Source organism: Corallococcus sp. CA041A (genome assembly GCF_003612075.1).
Taxonomy (GTDB): Bacteria; Myxococcota; Myxococcia; order Myxococcales; family Myxococcaceae; genus Corallococcus; species Corallococcus exiguus.
The window spans coordinates 1-7198 of record NZ_RAWF01000375.1; the positions used below are offsets into that span (position 1 = coordinate 1).

At 69.9% G+C, this 7198-nt stretch carries 7 protein-coding genes; 4 read left to right on the forward strand and 3 right to left on the reverse strand.

Annotated features, from left to right (window positions below; all coding sequences use genetic code 11):
- The first annotated feature begins 102 nt into the window (after positions 1 to 102).
- On the forward strand, positions 103 to 339 hold the full coding sequence (locus tag D7V77_RS38920) for a chaperonin (protein WP_120561048.1): 237 nt from the start codon (positions 103 to 105) through the stop codon (positions 337 to 339).
- Between the two features lie 60 nt (positions 340 to 399).
- Positions 400 to 2013 carry a phospholipase D-like domain-containing protein gene (locus D7V77_RS38925; RefSeq protein ID WP_172815012.1) on the forward strand — a complete coding sequence of 538 codons (1614 nt, stop codon included), beginning with the start codon at positions 400 to 402 and terminating at the stop codon, positions 2011 to 2013.
- Here D7V77_RS38925 and D7V77_RS38930 read toward each other — a convergent pair.
- The 3 genes from D7V77_RS38930 to D7V77_RS38940 form a co-directional block, all read right to left on the reverse strand.
- Positions 2010 to 3380 (reverse strand): hypothetical protein, encoded by a 1371-nt coding sequence (locus D7V77_RS38930; RefSeq protein ID WP_120581273.1) that lies wholly within the window; start codon positions 3378 to 3380, stop codon positions 2010 to 2012. The genes D7V77_RS38925 and D7V77_RS38930 overlap by 4 nt on opposite strands.
- 104 nt (positions 3381 to 3484) lie before the next feature.
- Positions 3485 to 4072 carry a hypothetical protein gene (locus tag D7V77_RS38935; protein WP_120581274.1) on the reverse strand — a complete coding sequence of 196 codons (588 nt, stop codon included), beginning with the start codon at positions 4070 to 4072 and terminating at the stop codon, positions 3485 to 3487.
- Positions 4073 to 4220: 148 nt separating this feature from the next.
- Positions 4221 to 5186, reverse strand: coding sequence for a hypothetical protein (locus D7V77_RS38940; RefSeq protein WP_120581275.1), 966 nt, complete (start codon positions 5184 to 5186; stop codon positions 4221 to 4223).
- A gap of 199 nt (positions 5187 to 5385) precedes the next feature.
- Between D7V77_RS38940 and D7V77_RS38945 the strand changes: the two genes are divergently transcribed.
- Together D7V77_RS38945 and D7V77_RS38950 are read left to right on the forward strand one after the other, a co-directional pair.
- Entirely contained in the window at positions 5386 to 5766 is a 381-nt protein-coding gene (locus tag D7V77_RS38945; protein ID WP_120559023.1) for a BlaI/MecI/CopY family transcriptional regulator, read from the forward strand.
- An 8-nt stretch (positions 5767 to 5774) separates the two neighbouring features.
- Positions 5775 to 7198 (forward strand): M56 family metallopeptidase (locus tag D7V77_RS38950; protein ID WP_233597501.1); only part of this gene is annotated, 1424 nt, incomplete at its 3' end.

The following is a 7198-nucleotide window of genomic DNA, read 5'->3' on the forward strand; positions in this document are numbered from 1 at the left end:
GAGCAGGACGGGCGGGACGGGGCAGGGGCAGCACGGCAGGACGGGCGGTACGGGGCGGTACGGCGCATCACGCAGACACTTCATCCTCGGAGAACGAAGACCATGGCGACCAAGACCCAGAAGCAGACCATCCAGCGCAAGGCCCGTCAGATGAAGGCGAAGACGGTGAAGGCCGTGTCCAGCGCCGGCAAGCAGGCGAAGCGCGTGCAGGTGACGCTCGGTGATCTGATCGCCGCGGCCTTCGACACCGTGGGGGGCGAGGCTCGCAAGGTGGCCAGGGTGGTCTCGTCCACCGACATGACGTTGGCGACCGGAAAGCACATTGTGTTCGTGGGGTGATGCTTCCGCCGGCCGGGCGCGGACGACAACAGGGATCCACTCCAGGGCCAGGTGAATGACGTGAAACCCATTCTCAATCCCGGACGCAATTGCTGGACGCGGACGGATACGCATGACGCGGGCGTGCTGGTGGACGCCCGGGACTACTACCGTGAGCTGTACAGGGCCATCCGGAAGGCCCGCCGCTCCATCGTCATCACCGGTTGGCAGTTCGACAGCGATGTGACGTTGCTGCGCGGTGAGGACCTGGAGGAGGCCAAGGGAGGAGAAGTCCGGCTGCTGCCACTGTTGGATGAGATGTGCCGGGAGAACCCGGAGCTGCACGTCTACATCCTCGCGTGGGACTTCAGCATGCTGCTCGCCATGGAGCGCGAGTGGATGCAGAACCTGCTCTTCAACTGGACGACGAACGAGCGGCTGCGCTTCCGCTTCGATTCCTCCAGTCCGCTCTACGGCGCCCATCACCAGAAGCTCGTCGTCATCGACGGCGTGATGGCGTTCACCGGCGGCATGGACGTGTGTGACTGTCGCTGGGACGACCGGGACCACCCCGCGCGCTCGAAGCTGCGCTGCGACTCCGGCCGCGACCCGCACGGGCCGTACCACGACGTGCAGACGGTGCTGACGGGCCCCGCGGTGAAGCCGCTCGCGGAGCTGTTCGAGGCGCGCTGGGCGCACTCGGGCGGAGGCGAGCTCCACCTGGAGCCCGTGAACCGCGACGACATGACTTTCGAAGCGACGATGCCCGCGCCTCCGGGCCCGGTGGCCATCAGCCGCACCTTCGGCAAGACGCTGCTGCCTCCGCAAGCGGAGGTGCAGGAGATCCGCGCGCTGTACGTGGACGCCATCGACGCGGCCGAGCGCTTCATCTACATCGAGAACCAGTACTTCTCCTCACGCGCCATCTACGACGCGCTCGTCAAACGCATGCGCGCGGCCGGGCGGCCCCGGCTCCAGGTGATGCTGGTGCTGCCCCGTCAGCCGGAAGCGCTGCGCGAGCAGATCGCCATGGGCGTGGCCCAGGTGCGCCTGCTGCGCGCGCTGCGCGAGGTGGCCTCCGAAACGGGCCACGGCTTCGCGGTGTACGGCTCGGCGGCGAAGGACGAGGACGGCTCGGACGTCTTCACGTACATCCATTCGAAGGTGCTCATCGTGGATGACACCTTCATGACCATTGGCTCCGCGAACACGACCAACCGCAGCCTGGGGTTGGATTCGGAGCTCAACCTGAGCTGGGAGGCGGAGGCGCCCGGCGACGCCGTGTCGCGCGCCATCCGCCGCGTGCGCGTGTCGCTGATGGCGGAGCAGGCAGGCCTGGCTGGCGTGGCCGCGCTGCGCCCGCTGGTGGACGCGACGCACATGGTGGAGACGTTGGACGGGCTGGCCCACGAGGGACAGCACCGGCTGCGTCCGCACCCGCTGGAGACGGTGTTCGACCAGAACCCACTCTTCAAGCCGCTGGAGCCGGAGGAGTTCCTCATCGACCCGGAGGAGTCGGTGCTGGACGAGTCCCTCTTCGAGGCCCTGCACAAGGGCGACGACGGCCTCTTCGCCTCCGGCGTGCGCCTGCTGTCGCGCTGGCTGGTGGGCAAGTCGTGCGAGACGGCCCGGCGGCACAGCGCCATCCTGCCCTGCGCTCCCGCCCAGGAAGAGGGCGGGACGGTGGGGAACTAGCGGCGGGCGAAGTCCACGCCCACGCCCGCGCCCGCGCTCACGCCTTGCACCAGCGTGCCGTCCGGCTGCGGGAAGGTCACCGTGGCGCCGGCGCCCCAGATGTACATGGCGGGCAGCACGCGCTGGCGGAACTCCGCCGCCACCGAGTAGCGGGGCTTGTCGCCCAGGCCCACCACCACCAGGCGCGCGATGCCTCGCGACTCGCCGCCCGGGGTGCTGAAGCTCAGGGACAGGTCGCCGTCCGCGCGGCCGAAGGCGGAGTACTCCACGGCGCCGCTGGCCACGACCTCCGGAGAGTCCGGTCCGTCGCCCCGCGCCACGGACAGCTCCAGGTAGCCGGAGAAGTCCTTGGGCACGCGCTGGTCGGCCTGGGGCTCCTCGGAGAGGCCCACGGCGGAGAAGCGCGACAGCTCGTAACCCGCGCCGAAGTAGCCGAAGCGGAAGCCTCCGCCCTGCCGGCGCCCCTGCACGGTGACACTGAGCTGCGTGCCCTTGAAGTTGCCCTCGAACGCGACGCCCAGCATGCCTCCCACGTCCTGCGCGCCATCATTGAGCCGCGCGCCGCCGGCGAGCAGGGCCCACGAGCGCAGCCGCTCGCCCTTGTACATGGCGAACTCGCCGCCCACCGACGCCACCGTGGCCTCCGGCGTCACTCCGCCGGCCTCGCCGAAGTCGTGCGCCGCCGAGGCGCGCACCAGGTAGCGGTCGAAGTTCCCCTCGCTGTCGCTGGCGATGCGGCCGATGTCCAACAGCAGCTCGCCTGAGAAGATGCGCGCGGCGAGCACGTCGCTGGCCAGCAGCTGCACGCGCGCGGGCCCCGCGGTGAATGACAGCGTGCCGCCCGCCGGGTGGTAGTTCGGGTTGAGCTGGTTGTCGTAGCGGTTCACCAGGTAGCCGCGCCCCAGCGACTCCTCCAGGAACGGCTGCACGCGCAGGCCGAAGCGGCCGGACTCGTCGCCAATGCGCAGCAGGCGCACCACCTGGCCGTAGTCACTGCGCTCGTCCCAGTCCTCGCGCCGCAGCCACGCGCCGTAGTCGTCGTCCTTCTGCTTCGGCTCGTTGTCCAGCAGCCGGAAGCGCAGCGGCGCGCCCAGCATGAAGGCGAAGTCCTCGCCCCCATCCACGCCCAGGGACGGGTACGCGTAGCCGAACAGGTCCTGCTCCCCACCTCGCGTCCCGGACGGGAAGCTCAGCGGCCCCACCTCCAGGAGCGCCCGGAAGCCGATTCCCTCCGAGGAACCTCCCGAGCTCCCCGACGACTCCGGCGCGGAGTACGTCTCCTGCTGCGCATCATTGGGGACCTCCTCGATGCTGGAGGACTGGGAGTGAAGCAGCGCGATGAGGGCCACGAAGGGAGCACCAGTCATTGGTGCTCACTCTAGTTGGCGCGGCGCGGGCTGGACAGACGAATACCCGGGACGGCCCGTGAGCGGGCTTTCCCGGGTATCCGCCCTCGCGTGGGGCGCGATGACTAATGGGTGGGATCCGGCGTGGCGTCCGTGTCCACCTTGGAGCTGTCCGTGCTGGGGGCGTCCACGTCGCTGTTGAGGGCGCCGGATCCGGTCTCCTCGCTCACATCGCTCTTGCCGTCGGTGCTCAGGTCGCCGGAGCCGCCGGTGCCCAGGTTGCCCTTCTCACTGGGGTCGCGGTTCTGGTTCACCGCGCCAGCGGGCACCTGCGCGTCGCCCAGGTCGGTGGGCGTGTTCTGCTGGACGTCCCACTTCTGGCCGTCGCCGGTCTTCACGGCTTCGTGCGCGGCGCCAGAGCCACCGGTGGCCTCGCCGTCGTAGACGGTGGGCGCGTCCTTGCGGTCGCGCTTCTCCAGGTCGCTCACGTTGCCCGTCTCACCGGGCAGCTCCGTGGAGCGTGAGGTGTCAGCGGGGTCGATGCTCCCGCTGGTGCCATCCGTGGTGTCCGGGTTGGCGGACGTGGTGCCCGCGCTGCCCGAGCCGCCCACGGCACCGGCTTCCGGTGACGAGGCCTCGCGGGTGGTGGCGTTGTGGCTGGCGCAACCGTACAGCGACAGGGCGGCGATCGCCGCGAACAGAGGGAGCTTCATGGGAAATCTCCGTGTGTGTCGGGTTTGAAGTCGGCTGCCAGAAATCTGGTTGCCCTTCCGACAGAGACAAGGACACACACGGTCCTCTGCTACCCGACCCTTACCTGAGCGACCGGGCGAGCGGGCGCTCAGGTGCCGGTTGGCTGACTCAGGCCTTCTTGCGCTTCTTCGACGAGGACGGTCCGGGGTCGGTGTCGGCGGCGTCCGCCTTGCGCTTGTCTCCGACCTGCGCCGTCTCCTTGCTGCTGGACATGGCCTCGCCCTTGTCATCCAGGGTGAAGAGGCGCTCCTTGGTGAGGAGCCGGTCCGGGCCGAAGGTCTGATGCGCCTGGAAGAGGCGCTCGGCGCGCTCCGTGGGCTTGCCCTTCGCGTCCAGCGGCGTGTCGAAGCCGGTGCTGATCTTCGTGTTCTGCGTCCGGTTGCCCAGGCGCAGGTTGCCCGGCGAGTCGAAGGTGTCCTTCAGCACGTCCTTGTAGGCGCCGAAGCGCGTGTCCTGATCAGGCCCCTGCATCGCGGTGAGGGTGTTCTGGAGCGCGCCGTTGCGCTTCCCCTGCACCTGCGCCGGAGTCAGCTCGCCCTGGCGCTCGGCGAGCGTGGCGCGCGAGTAGCCCTGCATGCGGCCCACGCCCGCGGCCTGCTGCGCCAGGCCCTGCTGAATCTGCTTCTGGGCCGCGGCCTTCTCCTTGGGAGTGGAGGCCGTGCTCAGCTTCTGGGCGCCTTCGTTCGCGTTCTTCACGCCCTCTTTGAACTGGAGCGTCTCGTGGTTGAGGACGTTCTGGCCGGTGCCGGAGGCGATGACGTGGTTGATGCTGGACGCGGGCGCCTTGTTCTTCGCGCTCCCCGCGACCAGCGCCTCCTGCTCCGTCAGCGGACGCCCGGAGGCCGTCGCCGCCTTCGTGTACGTGGTGTGTGAATCGCTGTACTGGGTCAGGCGGTTCAGCGAGTTCTGCGGAGTCTTCGCCGTGCCGTGCTCGCCGTAGTGGTCGGTGAGCTTCTGCTGCTGCTTCGCGTTCAGGTCCGCGGTGGGGCCGTACTTCACCTGCTCGCCCACCTTCGTGTTGTTGTTGCCGACCTTGAACTGCGTCTGGCTCAGCTTGGGGCCAATGCCTTTCATCTTCGACTGCCTTTCGTTGACGCGCCCGGCCGGAGGGATGGCGGGGTGCGTCATGGGGGAGAGGGGAGACTAGGAAATTAGAGGCTGCCTGTCCCTGCGGGAGATCCCTGATGCCTGTCCGGGACACCCGCTTGACTACGGCTGTAGTCAGGCGTACCTTGCTTTCTGACTACAGCTGTCGTCACGAAGGGCAGGGCGCATGAAGAAGCCGGTGGGAGAGCAGGAGCTGGCGGTGCTGCGGTACGTGGCCGAGCATGGTCCGGCGACGGTGGGCGAGGTGGCCGAGCGCTTCGGTGAGGCGCAGGGTCTGGCGCGCTCCACCATCCTGACGGTGATGGAGCGGCTGCGGCTGAAGGGGTACCTGACCCGGAGCAAGGTGGACGGGGTGTTCCAGTACGCCTCTCCGGTGGCGACGCAAGAGCTGCTGCGCGACGTCGTAGGGAACTTCGTGCAGCGCACGCTCTCCGGGTCCCTGTCGCCGTTCGTGACCTACCTGTCGGAGACGGAGGACGTGTCCGACGAAGAGCTGAAGCAGCTCCAGGACGTCGTGGCGCGCCTGCGCCAGAAGCGGAAGGAGTAAGCCCCGTGATGACTCTCATGACCTCGCCGTGGTGGTCGTCGTGGTCGGAGTCGGTGTGGCGCGCCTCGTGGCAGGGGGCGCTGTGCGCGCTGGCCGTCTGGTTGCTGGCCCGGACGCTGCCTCGCCTGCCCGCGGCCCTGCGCGCCGGACTCTGGTGGCTGGTGGCGCTCAAGTTCGTGCTCACGCTGGGCTGGCCCAAGCCCATGCCGCTGGCGCTGCTGCCCGTGGAGTCCACGACCGCGCAATCCCAGACGGTCCGCGTGGACGGTGCTCAATCCCAGACGCCGGGGCGGACGGTCATGGTGCTCACGGCCCCCGATGCGGCCGTGCTCATGCGGGTGTCGCCGCAAGGGCAGACACCGGCTCCCGTGGAGGGCCCCTCGGCCGGGGCGCGGGTCGCCTCGTTCTTCAAGAGCGCGGTGGAGTCGCTCCGCGCGCATTCGTGGACGGTGGGCGGGGTGTGGGCGCTGCTTGTCCTGTGGGGCGCGGGCGTGGCGTGGAAGGTGCGGGGCCACGTGCTGGCGTGGCGTCAGGTGCAGGGCATGCGGGAGCGCGCGCGGCCCTTGCGTCACCCGGTGCTGGAGGAGGAGGCGGAGTTCCTCGCGAATGAAGCGGGCCTGCGCCGTCCGCCCACGCTGCTCGTGTCGGACGAGGTGGTGAGCCCGCTGGCCGCGGGGCTGGTGTCGCCGGTCATCGTGCTGCCCGCGAAGGCGCTGCGTGATTTGCCGGAGGACTCGCTGCGCATGGCGCTGGCGCACGAAGTGGCGCACCTGCGGCGCGGGGACCTGTGGCTGGGTTGGGTGCCGGCGCTGGCGGAGACGGTCCTCTTCTTCCACCCGCTCGCGCGCCAGGCGGCCCGTGAGTACGCGCTCGCCCGGGAAGAGGCGTGCGACGCGGAGGCGCTGCGCCTCACCGGCGCGGAGCCCGCGGACTACGGCGAGCTGCTCATCGCCTTTGGCATCACCCGGCCCCCAGGCAGCGCAGCGGCGCTCGGGGCGTCGGCCCACCTTCACGCGCTGCACAGGAGGCTCCGCATGCTGGAACATGTCGACGTCGTCCCCACGCAACCCCGCCGGTGGCTGAAGGGTGCGCTGTTCGCCCTCGGCGCCGTCGTCCTGATGCCCTTCCAGGTCGTCGCCAAGGCGCCCGCGGAGAGCACCGCTCCCGCCGCGAAGGACGCGACCCCCGCCCCCGTCCGGGTGGGCACCGTCCGGTACCTGCCCGAGGACGCCGCGCCGGCCTCCAGGCCGACCGTCGCTTCTCGCTCCACCACGACGCCTGCCCCCGATGCGAAGCCCACCGTGATGGAGCACAGCGCGAAGGCGCCCGGTACGCCCGCGGATGCACCGCCGTTGCCTCCGCTGCCCGCGCTGCCTCCTCCTACGCCGGGGGCGACGCGGTCCACGCAGCTCACCACGCACGTCCCTCCCAC

Bases quoted from the DNA above. Each gene is read 5' to 3' on its own strand.
- D7V77_RS38930 (WP_120581273.1), bottom strand. From the start codon at position 3,380: ATGACTGGTGCTCCCTTCGTGGCCCTCATCGCGCTGCTTCACTCCCAG.
- D7V77_RS38920 (WP_120561048.1), top strand. From the start codon at position 103: ATGGCGACCAAGACCCAGAAGCAGACCATCCAGCGCAAGGCCCGTCAG.
- D7V77_RS38945 (WP_120559023.1), top strand. From the start codon at position 5,386: ATGAAGAAGCCGGTGGGAGAGCAGGAGCTGGCGGTGCTGCGGTACGTG.
- D7V77_RS38940 (WP_120581275.1), bottom strand. From the start codon at position 5,186: ATGAAAGGCATTGGCCCCAAGCTGAGCCAGACGCAGTTCAAGGTCGGC.
- D7V77_RS38935 (WP_120581274.1), bottom strand. From the start codon at position 4,072: ATGAAGCTCCCTCTGTTCGCGGCGATCGCCGCCCTGTCGCTGTACGGT.